General features: G+C 74.9%; 11 protein-coding genes. All 11 read left to right on the plus strand.

All coding sequences use genetic code 11. The annotated features are described in order from the left end of the window. Window positions 1-3,069 (plus strand): serine hydrolase (locus tag ACFVVL_RS00005; RefSeq protein WP_387670041.1); only part of this gene is annotated, 3,069 nt, incomplete at its 5' end. An 82-nt stretch (window positions 3,070-3,151) separates the two neighbouring features. Further along, entirely contained in the window at window positions 3,152-4,684 is a 1,533-nt protein-coding gene (locus ACFVVL_RS00010; protein ID WP_387670044.1) for an amino acid adenylation domain-containing protein, read from the plus strand. Continuing rightward, entirely contained in the window at window positions 4,681-6,036 is a 1,356-nt protein-coding gene (locus ACFVVL_RS00015; protein WP_387670047.1) for an MFS transporter, read from the plus strand. The genes ACFVVL_RS00010 and ACFVVL_RS00015 overlap by 4 nt, the downstream gene beginning before the upstream one ends. 98 nt (window positions 6,037-6,134) lie before the next feature. Continuing rightward, window positions 6,135-6,935 (plus strand): thioesterase II family protein, encoded by an 801-nt coding sequence (locus ACFVVL_RS00020; protein WP_387670050.1) that lies wholly within the window; start codon window positions 6,135-6,137, stop codon window positions 6,933-6,935. Beyond that, entirely contained in the window at window positions 6,935-8,332 is a 1,398-nt protein-coding gene (locus ACFVVL_RS00025) for a condensation domain-containing protein (protein WP_387670053.1), read from the plus strand. Before ACFVVL_RS00020 ends, ACFVVL_RS00025 begins: the two co-directional genes overlap by 1 nt. A gap of 49 nt (window positions 8,333-8,381) precedes the next feature. After that, window positions 8,382-10,214: a fatty acyl-AMP ligase gene (locus ACFVVL_RS00030; RefSeq protein WP_387670055.1), complete on the plus strand. Its 1,833-nt coding sequence runs from the start codon at window positions 8,382-8,384 to the stop codon at window positions 10,212-10,214. Then, window positions 10,211-11,983 (plus strand): acyl-CoA dehydrogenase family protein, encoded by a 1,773-nt coding sequence (locus ACFVVL_RS00035; protein ID WP_387670057.1) that lies wholly within the window; start codon window positions 10,211-10,213, stop codon window positions 11,981-11,983. The genes ACFVVL_RS00030 and ACFVVL_RS00035 overlap by 4 nt, the downstream gene beginning before the upstream one ends. Beyond that, a complete protein-coding gene (locus ACFVVL_RS00040; protein ID WP_387670059.1) occupies window positions 11,980-13,716 on the plus strand; it encodes an acyl-CoA dehydrogenase in 1,737 nt (578 codons plus the stop codon). The genes ACFVVL_RS00035 and ACFVVL_RS00040 overlap by 4 nt, the downstream gene beginning before the upstream one ends. Before the next feature lie 77 nt (window positions 13,717-13,793). After that, a complete protein-coding gene (locus ACFVVL_RS00045) occupies window positions 13,794-14,084 on the plus strand; it encodes an acyl carrier protein (RefSeq protein ID WP_380290357.1) in 291 nt (96 codons plus the stop codon). After that, window positions 14,084-15,334: a cytochrome P450 gene (locus ACFVVL_RS00050; protein ID WP_380290355.1), complete on the plus strand. Its 1,251-nt coding sequence runs from the start codon at window positions 14,084-14,086 to the stop codon at window positions 15,332-15,334. The genes ACFVVL_RS00045 and ACFVVL_RS00050 overlap by 1 nt, the downstream gene beginning before the upstream one ends. A gap of 150 nt (window positions 15,335-15,484) precedes the next feature. Next, window positions 15,485-16,159, plus strand: coding sequence for a class I SAM-dependent methyltransferase (locus ACFVVL_RS00055; protein WP_387670062.1), 675 nt, complete (start codon window positions 15,485-15,487; stop codon window positions 16,157-16,159). Window positions 16,160-16,167 lie beyond the last annotated feature (8 nt).

The raw sequence follows: 16,167 nt of genomic DNA on the forward strand, positions 1-16,167 counted from the left end.
CGACTCCCCGACGGCACCCTCGAATTCCTCGACCGCATCGACACCCAAGTCAAAATCCACGGCTACCGCATCGAACTCGGCGAAATCCAGACCACACTCACCACCCACCCCCACGTCCACGACGCCGTCGTCACCACCCACGACACCGAGAAGGGCAAGCAGCTCGTCGCCTACCTCGTCCCCGCCGACGGCCACACCCCCGACCCCGCCGACCTGCGCGACCACCTCACCGCCACACTCCCCCGCTACATGGTCCCCGCCGCCTTCGTCACCATCGACACCATCCCGCTCACCGCCAACGGCAAGCTCGACCACCGGGCACTCCCCACCCCCAACCGGGAGACGGCGGACGCCAACCGGCGTCACACGCCGCCCCGCACGCCGGTCGAGGAGAAGCTCGCCGCCCTGTGGTGCGAGGGTCTGGACGTCACCCGGGTCGGCGTCGAGGACAACTTCTTCGACCTCGGCGGCGACTCCATCCGTGCCGTCCGGATGCTCAACTCCGCACGTCAGGCCGGTCTGGACCTGTCACTGTGGATGATCTACGAGGCCCGCAGCCTCGCGGAGCTCGCCGGCCTGGTCGGCAGCGGGCAGTCCGACGACGCCGACCGCTCGCCGCTCCTGCCGGGCCAGCTCCGGCTGCTGGAGGAGGGCGGGTCGCCGGCCCGTTCGGTCCGGGTGCCGGTGACCGAGCCGCTCGACCCCGAGCTCCTGGAGCAGGCGCTGGCGGCCGTGGTCGCCCAGCACGAGGCGCTGCGCTTCCGCCTGGACACCAGTGGCACCATGCCCCACGGCTGGACGGCGGCGCACGAGTCCGCGCAGCTGGTGCGGACGGTCGACCTGGAGTCGGTGCCGGCCGAGCGCCGGGCCGAGGAGATCGCGACGGCCACCGCGGCCGACCGGGCCGACCTGGACCCGCAGGCCGGTCCGGTGCTCAGGGCCAGTCTCTGCCGGTTCGGCGGGGACCGGGTGCTCGGCAGCGAGCAGCTCCCCGAACTCTGGCTCACCGCGTACGACCTGGCGGTCGACGCCGACTCCTGGGAGACCCTGCTGCTCGACCTCGAAGCGGCGTACCGGCGCCTCTCCGAGGGTCGGCCGGCCGAGTGGGCCCGGCCGGCGATGACCTGGCGGCAGTGGGCCGGCCGGGTGGCCAAGCGGGCGGGCGACGCGGAGATCACCGACCAGGCGGACTTCTGGCTCAACCGGCAGCCGCAGGTGGAGCTGCCGGTCGACCACCCGGAGGCCGTGCACACCTGGGCCGGCCGGCGGACGCTCACCACGGTGCTGGCACCGGAGCCGACCGCCGCGCTGCTCGGCGGTGCCGAGGCCGAGCAGACCCTGCTCGGCGTGCTGGGGCGGGTGCTCACCCGCTGGACCGGCAACGACCGGATCGACATCGAGGTCGGTCGCGACCTCCGCCGCGAGGTTCCCGAACTCCGTGGCGCGGTCGGTGCGTTCGCCGACGCCTTCCCGGTCTCGCTGTGGCTTCCGAAGCGCCGGGACACGGCGGCCGCCGTGCGGTCGGTCTGCGAGCAGCTGCGCGGTGTGCCGGAGCCCTGGTACGGCTACGGGCTGCTGCGTCACCTCGCGCCGGACGCCGTGGTCGCCGAGGAGCTGGCCGCGCAGCCGGCCCCCCTGGTCCGCTTCTCGTTCGCCCGGCCGGAGGACTCCGCGGGCCGTGGTTCGGCCCTGTCAGGGCTCTTCCTGGCACCGCGCCGGGAGGACGAGGTCCGCGAGGGCTCGGCGGGCCGGGGGCACCAGCTGGCGGTGCGCGCCGAGGTCCAGGACGGCCGGCTGTACCTCGGCTGGACGTACAGTGCCGAGCTGCACACCGAGGACACGGTGCGGGAGCTGGCCGAGAACCTGGTCGCCGAGCTGGGCACCCTGCTCGCCGCACCCCGGGCGAACGGCGCCCGGGCGAACAGCCGGCAGACCAACAGCGGGCAGGCGGACGCCGGTCGGGCCGACGGCGGGCGCAGCCGCGGGGCCGCTTCGGCCATCGGCCTCGCCATGCCGGAGCTGCTGGCCCGCCACGAGGTGCCGGGCGTCAGCCTGGTGCTGATCCAGGACGGCGCGATCGCCTCGGCCGAGGCGTTCGGCACGCTGGCCGCCGGCGGCAGCGAGCCGGTCACCACCGACACGGTGTTCGCGGCCGGGTCGCTCAGCAAGCACGTCACCACCTTCGCGCTGCTCCGGCTGCTGGCCGAGCGCGGCCTGGACCTCGACGAGGACGTCAACGCGCACCTCACCTCGTGGCGGATCCCCGGCGACCCGGCACCGGCGGTGACGTTCCGTCAGCTGCTCGGCCACCTGGCCGGGTTCGCCCAGCACCCGCGGCTCAACCGGTTCGCGCCGGACGAGCCGATCCCGACGGTGCTGGACGTCCTGCACGGACGGCCGCCGGCCGTGACGCCGCCGCCCCGCTTCGCGTCGGCCCCGGGCAGCGCGTTCCTGATGAACACGCTCCACATCTCGATCCTCCAGCAGACGATGAGCGACCTCACCGGGGCGCCCTTCGACGAGGTGGTCCGGACCCTGGTGTTCGGTCCGCTGGGGATGGCGGGGAGCAGCTTCGACCCGGCGTTCCCGAGGACGGGCGGGCGCCCGGTGGCCCTGGGCCACGACGAGCCCGGCCGGCCGCTGCCCGGCGGCTACCAGGTCTACGCGGAGTCGGCGGCCGCCGGTCTGTGGACGACGGCGACCGACCTGGCCCGGCTGGCCGTGGAGGTCCGGCGCGGCTACCTGGGGCTGCCCGGCGCGCTGCTGCCGCGGCCGCTGGTCCAGGAGATGCTGACGCCGCGTTCGGGCCGGCCGTACGGCTGGAGCACGATCGTCGACGACAGCGGGGCCGACCTGGAGTTCGGCCACGGCGGACAGGCGATCGGTTACCAGGCGATGTCCGGCCTGCGGGTCCACTCGGGGCTCGGCGGGGTGCTGCTGACCAACGCGACGGCCGGCCGGGAGCTGGTGAAGCGGGTCATCGCCGAGGTGTGGCCGAGCCAGCAGCGGCTGACCGGCCTGTGGCAGCGCGGCCTGGACGACGCCGCGGCCCGCCGGGCCGAGTCCTGACCCTCCGGGTGCGGCCGGGCCCCTCCCGGCCCGGCCGCACCCGGCCCGTACCGATCAGAGCCGACGAGTGGAAGGGAAGACTATGAACACGGCGATAGCCGTCGGTCGTGTGGTCGAGTTGATCGAGGCGCAGGTCGATGCCGCGCCGGAGGCGGTCGCGGTCGTCGCCGAGGGGGCCCGGCTGAGCTACGGCGAGCTGGACCGGCAGGCGAACCGGATCGCCCGGAGGCTGATCGCCCTGGGCGTGCGGCCGGACCGGCCGGTCGGGGTGCTGCTGCCGCGCGGCCCGGAGTTGCTGCCGGCGCTGCTCGGGGTGTGGAAGGCGGGCGCGGCGTACCTCCCGCTCGACCTGGGGCTGCCCGCCGGGCGGCTGGAGTTCATGCTGGCGGACAGCGGGGCGGCGGTGCTGATCTGCCGGGCCGGCGCCGCCGGGCGGGTGCCGGCGGGCTTCGCCGGGGCGGTGCTCGAACTCGGGGAGGACGGTCCGGCCGTGGAGTCGGACGACAGCTCCCGGCCGGAACGGGCCTCGGACCCCGAGCAGTTGGCGTATGTGATCTACACCTCGGGTTCGACCGGCACTCCCAAGGGCGTGATGGTCACCCATCGTTCACTGCTGAACGTGGTGCGCTCGGTCACCGAGGACGTGGGGGCCGGCCCGGCGGGCACCTGGCTCGCGGCCACCTCGGTCTCCTTCGACATCTCGGCGCTGGAGCTCTACTCGGCGCTGCTGGACGGCGGCCGGGTGGTGCTGGCGCCGGACGCGGAGGCGCGCAATCCCGCGGCGCTGCTGCGGCTGGTCGTCGACCGGGGCGTCAGCCACGTGCAGGCCACGCCCTCGGGCTGGCGGCTGCTGCTGGCCGCCGGGTTCGACCGGCCGGATGTCCACGCGCTGGTCGGCGGGGAGGCCCTGCCGGTCGCGCTGGCCGGTGAACTGCGGCGCAGGGTGCGCCGGTTGACCAATGTGTACGGCCCGACGGAGACGACCGTCTGGTCCTCGTTCTGGGAGGTTCCGCAGCGGCCGGCGGAGGTGCTCCTCGGCGGCCCGCTGGCCAACACCCGGCTGCACGTGCTGGACGGCGCGGGCCGCGCGGCGGGTGACGGCGGGACCGGCGAACTCTGTATCGCCGGGGACGGGTTGGCCCGTGGCTACGCCAACCGGCCGGATCTCACCGCGGAGCGTTTCGTCCCCGATCCATGGGGCGAGCCAGGGGCCCGGATGTACCGCACGGGTGATCTGGTGCGGCGCGGGCCCGGCGGCGCGCTGGTCTTCCTCGGGCGGATCGACACCCAGGTCAAGATCAGCGGCTACCGGATCGAACTGGGCGAGATCCAGGCCAGGTTGATCGAGCACCCCGGGGTCCGCGACGCCGTCGTCACGGTGTGGGAGCCGAGCGAGGGCGACCTCCGTCTGGTCGCCTACCTGGTGCCCGTGGACCGGGCGCCGGAGGTGGCCGCGCTGCGGGCGCACCTGGCCGTGAGCCTGCCGGACTACATGATCCCGAGCACCTTCCTGGCGATCGCCCGGATTCCGCTCAGCATCAGCGGGAAGGTCGACCTCCAGGCGCTCCCGGCGCCGGCCCGGGCGTCCCGCCGGCCCGCGGGACGCGCCCGATGAGCCCTGCCGCGGGCACCGCGGGCACCGCAGGCACCGCCGAGACCCCCGACGCCCAGAACGCCCCCGAAACCCCCGACGCCCCCGACGCCCGCGCCGCCGCGGACGCCCGCGCCGCCGCGGACGCCCGGCAGGCCCCGCCCTCCGACCATCCGCCGCTGCACCGCAACCGGGACTTCACCCGGCTCTGGCTGAGCGCGGGCATCTCCCGGTTCGGCTCCTGCATCGCCATGGTGGCCTTCCCGCTGCTGGCGCTCTACCACACGGGGTCGGCGGCCCACGCCGGGCTGGTGGGCTTCGCGGCGGCGCTGCCGAACCTGGTCGTCCAGCTGCCGGCCGGCGCCTTCGTGGACCGCTGGGACCGCCGTCGGGTGATGCTCTGGTGTGACGTCATCGGGCTCCTGACGGTGGCCAGTGTCGCGGTCGCCGTCGCCCGGGACGAGGTGTGGCTGCCGCACCTGATGCTGGCCGCGTTCGTGGAGATGAGCCTGGCCACCTTCTACGACCTCGCGGAGCGCGCCGCGGTGCGCAGCGTCGTCTCCACCGAGCAGTTGCCGACCGCGATGTCGCGCAACGAGGCGCGCGGTTCGGCCATCGGTCTGCTCGGCCAGCCGGCCAGCGGTCTGCTGCTGTCGGCCGCCCACTGGCTGCCGTTCGGCTTCATGGCGGCGGCGAACCTGCTGGCGCTGGGCATGCTGGCGCGACTGAGGCGCGACCTCCGGGCGGTGGTGGGCGAGCGGTCCGGCCGGCGGCTGTACACGGACATCAGGGACGGCGTCAGCTGGCTGTGGCGGCGGAAGTTCGCCCGGTTCCTGGTCGGGTTCTTCGCCGGCAGCAATCTGATCTTCCAGGTGCTCGCGCTGACCGTGATGGTGATCATCCAGCGCAACGGCGGTTCACCGGCCGACTTCGGGATCGTGGCGGCCGCCCGCGGGATCGGCGGGATCGCCGGCTCGCTCGTCGAGCCGCACCTGTCGCGGCGCTACCGGCTGCACACCGTGCTGGTGATCGTGACGACGCTGTGGGTGGTCCTGATGCCGTTCGTGGCGCTGCTCCACCGGCCGGTGGCGCTGGCGCTGGTCCTGGGCGGTCTGAGCTTCGCCTCCGGGATCCTGAACGTGGCCGCCTGGGTGTTCCAGGTGCAGAACACGCCGGACGAGATGCAGGGCCGGGTCAACGGCACCGCGCGGTTCCTCGGCGCGGGCTTCAACTCCCTCGGTGCGCTGGGCTGCGGCTACCTGCTCGACGCGATCGGGACGACCCGGACCTCGATGCTGCTGTGGGCGGCGGTCGCGGCCCTCGCCGCCGTGGTCGGCTTCAGCCGGACCGCGCGCACCGAGAAGGATGTGGATTGATCCGCATATGACTCATATAGCTGATGTATAGGCATTCTTCGCATCATCGTTCAGTGCATTCATCTCGTCCTTCGACCGGTTGTCCCGGAGGGATCCCCATGACGCAAACGGGCGGCAAGTGGTTTCAGGGGTACGGCGCCGCGGCCCGTCCCGCTCTGCGGCTGGTGTGCTTTCCGCACGCGGGCGGCGTACCGACGTTCTTCCACGGCTGGGCGGCGCACCTGCCGGAGGACATCGAGCTCCGGGCGGCCTGCTACCCGGGGCGCCAGAGCCGCATCCACGAGCGGCCGGTGGAGTCCATGACGGCGCTCGCCGACGAGGCCGCGCAGGCGCTGGCCCCCCTGCTGGACACCCCGGTGGCCTTCTTCGGGCACAGCATGGGCGCGGCGCTGGCCTACGAGGTCGCCCGCCGGCTCGACGTTCTCCACGGGGTCCAGCCGGTGCGGCTGTTCCTGTCGGGCCAGCCGGCGCCGCACCGCAGGGAGCCGAGCCGGCTGAACCTGGAGGACGACGCGACGCTGGTCGCGGCGGTGCGCCGGCTCGGGCTGTCCTCGGCCGACGCGATGGCCGATCCGGAGCTGCTGACCCTGACGCTGCCGGCGCTGCGGGCGGACTTCCGGGCCGTCGAGACCTATGCGCCGGAGCCGGCCAAGGTCCGCTGCCCGGTGGTGGCCTACAACGGCGACCAGGACCGGGACTGCCCGCCCGGGACGGTCCGCGCCTGGTCGGAGCTGACCAGCGGCCGGTTCGAGTACCGGGCCTTCCCCGGCGGCCACTTCTATCTGGAGGCGCACACCGCCGCGCTGCTGCGGCACCTGGTGGGCCACCTCAGGGACGATCTGCGGCTGGCCCGGGCGGTCCGGGCCGCCGGGTCGCCGGTGCGGGCGGGGGGCGCGTGATGGCGCAGCAGGTCCTTCCCCTCTCGCACACCCAGGAAGCGCAGTGGTTCCTGTACCGGCTGGCGCCGCACAGCGGGGCGTACAACACCGGGCTCGCCGTGCGGATCCGCTCGGCGGTCGACCTCGACCGGCTGCGGCACGCCGTCGCGGCGCTGGGCGAGCGGCACACGATGCTGCGCTCGCGCTTCGACGTGGTCGGCGGCCGGCCGGTGCGGATCGAGGAACCGCTGGGCGAGCCGGTGCTGACGGTGCGCGAGCTGCCCGGCGCGGACGACCCGGCCCTGCGGGCGGCGGTCCGCGAGGAGCTCGGCCGGCCGTTCGTGCCGGAGTCGGGCGCGCCGTTCCGGTTCGTCCTGCTGACCCGGGGGCCCGCCGACGCGGTGCTGCTGGTCGCGGGGCACCACATCGCCACCGACGCGGCGTCCAACGCGCTGCTGCTGGGCGATCTGCTCAAGGGGTACGAGCACCCGGCCCCGGCCGGACCGCCGCCGGCGGGCCGCTACCACGACCACGTCGACAAGGAGCGCCGGCTGCTCGCCTCGGCCCGCGGCACGGCGATGGGCGGCCACTGGCGCGAGGTCTGCGCCGAGGTCCCGGCGGCCGAGCTGCCCGCCGACCACCGGCGGCCGGACAGCCAGTCCTTCGCCGGTGACACCCTGCGGGTGACCGTGCCGCCCGAGCTGGCGGGGCCGGCGCTGTCGGCGGCCGCCGAGTGGGGAGTCACGCCGTACGCCTTCCTGCTGGCCGCCTTCCAGGTGGTGCTGCACCGCTCCACCCGGCAGCGCGAGTTCCTGATCGGTGCCCCGGTCACCACCCGGCTGAGCAGCCGGATGCGCGAGGTGGTCGGCAACTTCATGAACACCATCGTGCTGAAGGCGGCGTTCGCCGACGGGGCGACGTTCCGGGACACCGCCGTCGCCGCCAACGAGCAGATCCGCGGCGGCATGGACGCGGGGCGCTACCCGTTCCCGCTGGTCGCCCGCGAGTCGCGCAGCCGGCGGGCCGCCGGGCGGTCGGCGCTGTTCCAGATCACCTTCAACATGCTGTCCACCGCCCATGCCGCGGCCGGGCTGCGCCCGCTGCTGGACACCGGGGACGAGGACCGGGTCACCCGGTGCTCCGGGCTGCTGCTGAGCCCCTGGCACCTGCCCCAGCAGGAGGGGCAGGTCGACCTGGCGGTCGACGTGCTGCAGAGCGCCGAGGCGTTCGCGGTCGACTTCCGCTACGACACCCGGCTGTACGAGCGGGCGACGGTCGAGCGGCTGGCCGGTCACTATCTGCGCGCGGTCGAGCTGGCGGCCCGCACCCCGGACGCCCGGGTCGCCACGGCACCGCTGTGGCACCCGGTGGGCACGGGACGGCCGGCCGGTCTCGCCGGCCTCACGACGACGAGGTGAACCGCTCCCGTACCGGGTCCGCGGCAACCATGGAGAAAGGAATTGCGGGATGGGCGACTACCTGGTCGACCGGCTCAGGCGGTACGCACAGGACCGGCCGGAGCGGGACGCGGTCAGCTTCGTGCAGGTCAGCGGGTCCAGCCGGACGACTCTGACGCTGGGCTTCGCCGAGCTGGACCGCCGGGCGCGCTCGGTCGCGGCCCGGCTGCGCACCCGGTGCGCCGAGGGTGACCGGGTCCTGCTGCTGTACCCCACCGGGCTGGACTTCGTCGCGGCGCTGGTCGGCTGCATGTACGCCGGCCTGGTGGCGGTGCCGGCGCCGCTGCCGGTGAACAACGGGCGCCGGGGGCCGCGCACGGCCGCGATCCTGCGCAACGCCGGGCCCGCCGTGGTGCTGACCGACAGCCGGTCGCTGGCGGACGTCGTCGAGGCCGTCGCGGAGGCGGGCGCGCCGGAGCTCGACTGCGTCGCCACCGACACCTTCGAGCCGGACGCGGACGCCGCCGGGCCGCAGCCGTGGATCGGCGCCGACACCCCGGCCTTCCTCCAGTACACCTCGGGCTCCACCAGCGACCCCAAGGGCGTCGTGGTGACCCACCGCTCGCTGGCCGACAACATCCGGTACATGGAGCGGACGTTCGGCCTCGACGAGTCGATCACCTCCTGCAGCTGGCTGCCGCTCTACCACGACATGGGCCTGGTCGGGATGCTGCTGGCCCCGCTGTTCCTGGGGACCGGTACGGTGCTGCTGTCGCCCGGCGACTTCCTGCGCCGGCCGTACCTGTGGCTGCAGCTGATCGACGAGCACCGGGTGACCAACACGGCGGCCCCGAACTTCGCCTACGAGCTGTGCGCGCGGCAGGTGACGGCGGAGAAGGCGGCGGCGCTGGACCTCTCCAGCCTGCGGACGGCGGTGAACGGCGCGGAGCCGATCAACCCCGGTACGCTGGCCCGCTTCAACGAGCGCTTCGCGGTCTCGGGGCTCCGGCCGGACGCCGTCGCGCCCTGCTTCGGCATGGCCGAGGCGACCCTGCTGATCACCGCCACGCCGCGCGGCCGGCGGGCGCCGGTCATCGAGGCGGACCGGGCGGCCCTCGAACGGCACCTCCTGGTCCGCGCGGGAAGCGACGCCGCCGGTGCCGACGACGCCGACGGCCCGGACGGCACGCACGCCCCGGACCGCACGCACGCCCCGGCGGAGGCGGACCGGCTGCCGCTGGTGAGCAGCGGCCGGGCCGACTGGATGGACGTGCGGATCGTGCACCCGGAGAGCCGGGTCACCCTGCCCGAGGGCGCGGTCGGCGAGATCTGGGTGCGCGGCGAGAGCGTGTCACCGGGCTACTGGAACAACCCGGAGGAGTCCGCGCGGGCCTTCGGGGCCGTCACCGCCGAGGGGGAGGCCGGATTCCTGCGCACCGGCGACCTCGGGGCCTTCGAGGACGGCGAGCTCTACGTGACCGGCCGGATCAAGGACATGCTCATCATCCACGGCCGCAACCTCTACCCGCACGACATCGAGCGCGAGGTCGCCGCGATGCACCCGGCCTTCCGGGGTCTGTCGGGCAGCGTCTGCTCGGTCCCCACGGACCAGGAGGACCTCGTGGTGATGCAGGAGCTGCGCGTCCCGCGCGGCGAGGAGGTCGACCCGGGCGAGCTGGCGCGCCGGATCCAGGAGGAGCTGGCGGGCTCGCTCGGGGTGCGGCTGCCCAGCGTGGTGCTGCTGCGCCCGGGGCACGTGCACCGCACCACCAGCGGCAAGGTGCAGCGCTCCCTGATGCGGGAGCTGTTCCTGAGCGGCGGGCTGAAGCCCGTCCACGAGGAGCTGAGCCGGCCGGTCGGGCGGCGCTACCGGGCGGCGGCCGTGGCGGGGGGTGCCGCGTGAGGGCGCCGGACACCACCGTGGCGGCCGCGTTCGACCGGCTGCTGGGCGACCCGCACGACGCCGGGCGGCTGTTCTCCTACCCGCGGTGCGCCGAGCTGGACGAGCGGGAGGAGTTCCCGCTGGAGATCTGCCGCGAGCTCGACGTCCTGGGTCTGCCCGCCCAGTACGTGCCCGCCGGGTACGGCGGGGCGCTGGACAGCTTCCCGGAGGCGGTGCAGCTGGTCCGCGCCCTGGCCCGGCGCGACCTCACGGTCGCCGTCGCCCACGCCAAGACCTTCCTCGGCGCGGTCTCGGTCTGGGTCGGGGGCAGTCCGGAGCAGGCCGAGGCGCTCGGCGCCGACGTCGCCCGGGGCACCGTGGTCTCCTGGGGCCTGACCGAACGCGAGCACGGCAGCGACCTGCTGGCCGGGGAGGTCCGGGCCGAGCGCGTCCCGGGCGGCTACCGGATCTCCGGGGAGAAGTGGCTGATCAACAACGCCACCCGGGGCGACCTGGTCAGCGTGCTCGCGCGGACCTCCCCGGAGGGCGGCCCGCGCGGCTTCAGCGTCCTGCTGGTCGACAAGCGCCGGCTCGGCCCGGCGCAGTACCGCCCGCTCCCGGCGGCGCGGCTGCACGGGATCCGCGGCGCGGACATCAGCGGCGTCGTGTTCTCCGGGGCCGAGGTGCCGGGGACGGCGCTGGTCGGCACCGAGGGCGACGGCATCGAAACGGTGCTCAAGAGCCTCCAGCTGACCCGCACCCTGTGCGCGTCGCTGTCGCTCGGCGCGGGCGACCAGGCCCTCGGCATGGCCACCGGCTACGCGCTGACCCGGCTGAACCACGGGCGGCGGCTGATCGACCTGCCGCAGTCGCGCCGGCTGCTCGCGCAGTCCTACGCGGACCTGCTCGCGGCGGAGGCGCTGACCCTGGTGGCCGGCCGGTCCATCCACGCGCTCACCGAGGAGCTCGCGCTCGTCTCGGCGGCGACGAAGTACCTGGTCCCCACGCTGGTGGACCAGGCCCTCGGCCGGCTCGCCCGGCTGATCGGCACCCGTTCGCTGCTGCGCGGCGACACCTTCGCCGACGGCCGCTTCCAGAAGGTGCTGCGCGACCACCGGATCGTCGGGATCTTCGACGGCAACTCGGTGATCAACCTGCACGCGCTGGTCAACCTGTTCCCGCTGATCGCCCGCGGCCACCGGCGCGGCGCCGCGCCCGGCGCCGGGCTGCGGACGGCGACCACCCTCACCGAACCGCTGCCCGCGTTCGACCCGGGCAGGCTGGACCTGCTGCCCCGCGACGGCTGCGGGCTGCTGCGGGCGCTGCCCGCGGCGGTCGAGGAGCTGCGCGCCCTCGCCGACGCCGGCACCGTCCCCGCCTCGCTCGCCGCGTGCGCGGCCGACGTGGCCGGCGCCGCCGACGAGCTGATCGGCCGGATCACCGCGTACCGGCCCGTGCCGGCGGGGGCCCCCGCCGAGGCGTTCGAGCTCGCCGAGCGCTACGCCCGCTGCCTCGCCGCCGCCGCGGCGGTGCACCTGTGGCTCCGCAACCGGGAGTCGGACCTCGCCCTGGCGGGCCACGGGCTCTGGGACTCCGGGCTGTGGCTGGAGGGCTGCCTGGTGCGGCTGCTGCGCTCGCTGCGCCCGGTCCGCACCGCGTACCTCGCCGCCGACGGCGGACAGGACCCGGAGCAGGCCGTCGACCGGCTGGTGGAGCCGCTCGTCGACCAGTTCACCGCCGGGCGGCTGCCCTCGCTGCTGCCCTACCAGCTCACCGGAGCCGCCGTATGACCGCCCTCGACACCGCCTCCCCGGCCCGGCCCGCACCGGCGGGCCCGCTCGGCGACCTGGAGACCCCGGACCCGCTGGAGCTGCTGCTCGGCGACCCGACCGACCCCGGCAACCCGGTCGGCTACCAGGCGTTCGTCGACGCCGACGAGCACGGCGACTTCCTGCCCGCCGGCCGCAAGGCCATGGAGGCCTACGGGATCGGCGCGGAGTTCGTGCCGACGGCGCTCGGCGGCCGGCTCGTGCAGGCCGACCGGCTCGCCCGGGTGCTGCGCACGGTGTTCCGCCGGGACGGCGCCCTGGGCCTGGGGTTCGGCGCGATCAACCTGATCGCCTCCTCCACCGTCTGGGCGGCCGGTGACCAGGCGCAGCGCCGGTGGCTGGCCGACGTCCTGCTGGGCAACGGCCAGACCGCCGGTGCGATCACCGAACTCGCCCACGGCGACGACCTCGCCCGCACCCGGCTGACAGCCACCCCGCGCGGCGCCGAGCTGGTGCTCGACGGCCGCAAGGAGGTGATCAACAACATCGCCCGGGCGCACGCGATCACCGTCCTGGCCAGGACCAGCACCGAGCCCGGCAACCGCAGCCACTCGCTGCTGCTGGTGGACCCGGCCGCGGTGCCGCGCGACCGGCTGCGCTTCCTGCCCCGCTTCCGCACCTCCGGCATGCGCGCCACCCACCTGGGCGGGGTGGAGTTCCTGGAGTGCCCCGTGCCCGCCTCGGCGGTGGTCGGCGAGATCGGCGACGCCATGGAGACGGTGCTGCGCTGCTTCCAGGTCACCAAGTCGGTGGCGAGCAGTGCGATGGTCGGCGCGCTGGACACCATGCTGCGCACGGTCACCGACTTCACCCTGCGGCGCCGGCTGTACGACCGCACGGTGGCCGAACTGCCCCACGCCAGGGCGCAGCTGACCGCCGCCTTCACCGATCTGCTGGTCTGCGACAGCCTGGCGACCACGGTGTGCCGCTCGCTGCACGTGCTGCCGGGCCAGACCAGCGTCTACGCGGCGGCCGCCAAGTACCTGGTCCCGATGCTCGCGCAGAACGCGGCCGACGGCCTGGCGGTGCTGCTCAGCGCCCGGTCGTTCCTGCGCGAGGGCCCGCACGCGGTGTTCCAGAAGCACCTGCGGGACCTGCCGGTCGCGGCGCTGGCGCACTCCGGGGCCACCATCTGCCAGGCGACGATGATCCCGCAGCTGCCGAGGCTGGCCCGCAAGAGCTGGTTCTCCTCCGCCGCGCCGGACCCGGTCCTGTTCCGGTTCGGCGAGCCGCTGCCCGAGCTGGACTTCGGCCGGCTGGCGGCCGGCGCCGGGCCGGACGACCGGCTGATCGCGACCCTGCCGGCGGCCGACCTCTCGGGCGACCCGGCGCTGCGGGTGCTGCACGGACGGCTGCTGGAGGAGCTGCGGGCCCAGAAGAACGGCTGGACCGGGCTGCCGCCGCGCAACCGGACGCCGTTCGCCGGGCCGGTCGCCTTCGAGCTCGCGGAGCGCTACGCCGTCCTGCTGGCGGCCGCCGCCTGCGTGGGCGTGTGGCAGCACAACCAGGACCACCCCAGCGCGTTCGTCCGCGACCCGGCGTGGCTGGTCTGCGCCCTCGACCGGCTCACCGCGCGGCTGGGGTACGACCCCGTCGACGGCGCGCGGGAGGCCGGCCACCAGGTCTTCGCGGAGCTCACCGCCCGGTACGCGGCCAACACCGGCTTCGACCTGATCGGCCGCCGGCTCTGCTGAACCGGCGCCACCGCGCCACCGCGCCACCGCCCTCCCCATCACCCCACCACCCGGAATCCCGAGAGAGGAACCCGATCATGACCGCCCCCGTCGAGGAAGCCGTCGACTGCCCCACCCCGGAGGAGATCCGCGCGCTGCTGATCCACCACGTGGTCTCCTTCCTGGAGTGTCCGGAGAGCGACATCGACCCGGACGTCCCCCTGATCCAGTACGGCCTGGACTCGATCTTCGCGCTCACCCTGTGCGGGGACATCGAGGACGAGTACGACATCGACATCAAGTCGACCCTGGTGTGGGACCACCCCACCGTCAACGGCATCACCGGCTACGTGCACGGGATCCTGAGCGAGAAGGCGCGGGAGATCTGATGGCCCTCGACACCGCCGTGACCACCGGGCCGCTGGACCTGGCCTCCTTCGGTCCGCGCATGCTCACCGACCCCTACCCGGTCTTCGCCGAGCTGCGCGAGCGCGGACCGGCCCACCGGGTGCGGCTGTTCGACGGCAGCGAGGCGTGGCTGATCGTCAGCTACCCCGAGGCCCGCGCCGCGCTCGCCGACCCCCGGTTCCGCAAGGACTGGTCGGCGGCCGACCCCGCGCTGCGCAAGGAGGTGATGGGCGACGGCAGCGAGGGCGGTTCGCGGCCCAAGGTCGGCCGGCACATGCTGTCCGCCGACCCGCCGGACCACACCCGGCTGCGGAACCTGGTCTCGCGGGCCTTCACGCCGCGCCGGATCGAGCTGCTGCGCCCGACGATCCAGCGGACCACCGACGAACTGCTCGACGCGATGCTGCCGCAGGGGCGCGCCGACCTGCTGGACGCGCTGGCCTACCCGCTGTCGATGGCGGTGATCTGCGAGCTGCTCGGCGTCCCGGTGCCGGACCAGGAGCAGTTCCGCCGCTGGTCGGGCTACCTGGTGGTGAACGACCGGAGCCCGGCCGCCGCCGAGGCCGCCCAGCGCTTCCACGCCTACCTCCGGGAGCTGGTCGCCGCCAAGCGGGAGTCCCCCGGCAGCGATGTGCTGAGCGCGCTGATCCAGGTCCAGGACGACGACGGCGACCGGCTGTCCGAGGAGGAGCTGCACGCGACGACCCTGCTGCTGCTCCTGGCCGGCCACGAGACCACCCTCAACATGATCGGCAACGCGGTGCTGTCGCTGCTGCGGCACCCGGACCAGCTGGCGGCGCTGCGCGCGGACTGGTCGCTGATCGACGGCGCCATCGCCGAGTCGCTGCGCTACCAGGGCCCGTTGAAGACCGCCAGCGTCCGCTTCGCCGCCGAGGAGGTGCGGGTCGGCGACACGGTGATCCCCGCCGACGGCAGCCCCGTGCTGGTGGCCCTGGCGGCGGCCGACCGGGACCCGAACCGGTACCAGGACCCGGACCGCTTCGACATCACCAGGAACACCAACGGGCACCTGGCGTTCGGGCACGGGGTGCACTACTGCCTCGGCGCGCCGCTGGCCCGGCTGGAGGGGGCGGTGGTGGTCCGGTCGCTGCTGGAGCGCTGCCCGGACCTGGCGCTCGACGTGCCGGTCGAGGAGCTGGGCTGGCGCGGCGGCATCGCGCTGCGGGGCATGACCGAACTGCCGGTCCGCTTCACGCCCGTGCGCGGGTGACGACCGGTCCCGGGGCGGGGGCCCCGGGCACGGGGGCTGTAGCCAGTACCAGGGCGAGAACGGGCATCAGGGGGAGCGACCGCGCCCCGCGATTCGGGAATCGTGGGGGGTGCGCCGCCGACCCGCCCGCGCAGAGCAGGAGAGATCCCCGTGACAGCCGTTCCGCCCGCCACCCCGTCCCGGCGCCGTAGCACCGTCGGGCGGGTCGTGGCGGGCACGGCGGCGGTGGCTTCGGCCGCGGCCCTGGCCGGCGCCGCGGCCCGGTGGCCGGCCGCCGCCGCGCCCGCCCCCTACGTGCGGCGCGGGCGCTTCGACCGGCCGCTGCCGCTGCTGTCGCTGCGCCGGCTGGACGGCCTGCTGCGGGCCCGGGCGGGCGAGCGGCTGCTGGAGATCGGCCCCGGTTCGGGGCGCCAGGCCCTGCACGTCGCCCCGCAGTTGGGCCGGGAGGGGCGGCTGGACATCGTCGACGTGCGGCACCGGGCGCTGGACCGGGTCGTGCGCAGGGCGGCGGGCAGCGGCATCGGCACCATCGTGCCGTGCCTGGCCGACGTCCACCACCTGCCGTTCGGCGATGCGGTCTTCGACGCCGCCTACCTGGTCACGGTGCTCGGGGAGCTCCCGGCCCCGACGGGGACGCTGGCCGAGCTGCGGCGGGTGCTCAAGCCGGGCGGCCGGCTGGTCGTGGGCGAGTGCTTCCACCGGCACCAGCTGCGGGTGCCCGCCCTGGCCGCGCACGCGGCCCGCGCCGGGCTGCGGGTGGAGGCGCTGAGCGGCCCGTCCTTCGCCTACTTCGCGCTCCTCCAGCCGCTCCCCGGCCGCCGCTGACGGCCGGG

The organism is Kitasatospora sp. NPDC058115 (assembly GCF_042884635.1).
Lineage (GTDB): Bacteria > Actinomycetota > Actinomycetes > Streptomycetales > Streptomycetaceae > Kitasatospora.